Here is a 1,352-nt window from a genome sequence, read left to right on the forward strand (position 1 = left end):
GTAGTCCCTGAAGTTCAGAGTTCCGGCCAGACTTCGGATTCCCGGCGCGTTCCAGTCTCTGTCGATGACTATCGTTTCTTTCTTGAGATCGATCGTGCCATATCCGGCTCGACTGATGCCAAAATGCTTCCCAAGCAATTCCGCTGCCGCAAATGCCAGTTCGGCAGGATCATCGATCTCCCGAATCCTGTCACCCAACCCCGCCAGAAGCTGGAAGCGCTGCACTTCAGACGAACGTTCGCGTGACGTGACTCCCATTTCGCCCCCGGTTGGTCGGACTAGATAATGCCGTCAGTCGCGAAGAGTTCCAGGCGCCGGACAACAGGTCGGGGCTAGGCCGCCGACGCATTGCGAAGAAACTTGCGTCACGACAGCCAAGGACAACTCCATATGCGCCCTCAACGGGCGAACGACGCGCCGTGCATCATAGTTTAATGACACCTGCTGGGCTGTGCCGCATAAAGCCATTGTCAGCGGCTGTGTAACGGGCGCCGCTGCTTGGGAGCAATCCCACTGTAGCCGAATAGGAGCGCCTGATGCTTAGCCGACCAACCCGCACGAATACGGAAGCTCTCTACCCCAGTGACCTGAACATCCTTCGCGACGCGTTCGACGCGCTGTGCCAGGAATTTGCTATCTTGCCCGACACGGCGGCGGCCAACGCCGTAGCGAGAGAGCTGATCAGGTTGTTTGAAACAGGAATGACGGAAGCGGCCACACTGATGATCGCCGTGCGCGCACGTTGGCAAGGCGACTGGGAGATGGGAGGCAGCAATGCTGCCTGAGGTTTGATGATCAAGCGCAATCAACCCGCTGCATCCTTTTCGACACCGCCGCGTTGAGCGTCAAACCTGCCAGAAATGTCCGATGCGCTGGCACAATGACTGGAGCGACCGATGCCGAAATTCCGCTTCGAGTTTATCGAAGGCATGGCCCAGCCTGCAATCTTTGCCGATATGGCTGATCGAGATGAGGCTGTCAGAGAGGCGAAGCGTGCAGCCAAGGAGGCCATGCTCGACGGAATTGTCGATGGCGTGGACCCGACCAGTTGGGTGACGAAGGTTTACGACGAAGCAGGCTATCTCGTCGCCACTCTCGGATTCCAGGATCTGGTCGCCGCGCCCAGGGATACGGAAGAGTTCAAGGAAACAGAGGAGCCAGGCGTCTTGCGATCGGGTTGAAGCCGGTTTCTCCGCTGTCGCCCTCGAGCCAGATGTTGCGGCCGCCGGGCAGATCACGCCGTGAACCCGAAAAAGACCGTTTCTGGCTGGTGCGGACAGCCTTTTTGTTTAATCTCCGAAAGACGCGCAGAGGCTGCAACACGGCTTCAGCCCACCTCGACGCTCTCGAGA

3 protein-coding genes are annotated in these 1,352 nt (G+C 58.5%); 2 read left to right on the forward strand and 1 reads right to left on the reverse strand.

Going from position 1 to position 1,352, the window contains the following annotated elements; translation table 11 throughout:
• Positions 1–258 (reverse strand): hypothetical protein (locus EN879_RS36090; RefSeq protein ID WP_206521086.1); only part of this gene is annotated, 258 nt, incomplete at its 3' end.
• Positions 259–536: 278 nt separating this feature from the next.
• Between EN879_RS36090 and EN879_RS36095 the strand changes: the two genes are divergently transcribed.
• Complete coding sequence (locus tag EN879_RS36095; RefSeq protein ID WP_013525118.1) at positions 537–785, forward strand: hypothetical protein; 249 nt, start codon at positions 537–539, stop codon at positions 783–785.
• A gap of 111 nt (positions 786–896) precedes the next feature.
• The gene (locus tag EN879_RS36100; protein ID WP_027161872.1) at positions 897–1,181 is read left to right on the forward strand and encodes a hypothetical protein; all 285 of its coding nucleotides are present in this window, start codon (positions 897–899) and stop codon (positions 1,179–1,181) included.
• Positions 1,182–1,352: the final 171 nt, after the last annotated feature.

This window comes from Mesorhizobium sp. M7A.F.Ca.AU.002.02.1.1 (assembly GCF_003998535.1).
Classification (GTDB): Bacteria; Pseudomonadota; Alphaproteobacteria; order Rhizobiales; family Rhizobiaceae; genus Mesorhizobium; species Mesorhizobium ciceri.

Bases quoted from the DNA above. Each gene is read 5' to 3' on its own strand.
- EN879_RS36095 (WP_013525118.1), top strand. From the start codon at position 537: ATGCTTAGCCGACCAACCCGCACGAATACGGAAGCTCTCTACCCCAGT.
- EN879_RS36100 (WP_027161872.1), top strand. From the start codon at position 897: ATGCCGAAATTCCGCTTCGAGTTTATCGAAGGCATGGCCCAGCCTGCA.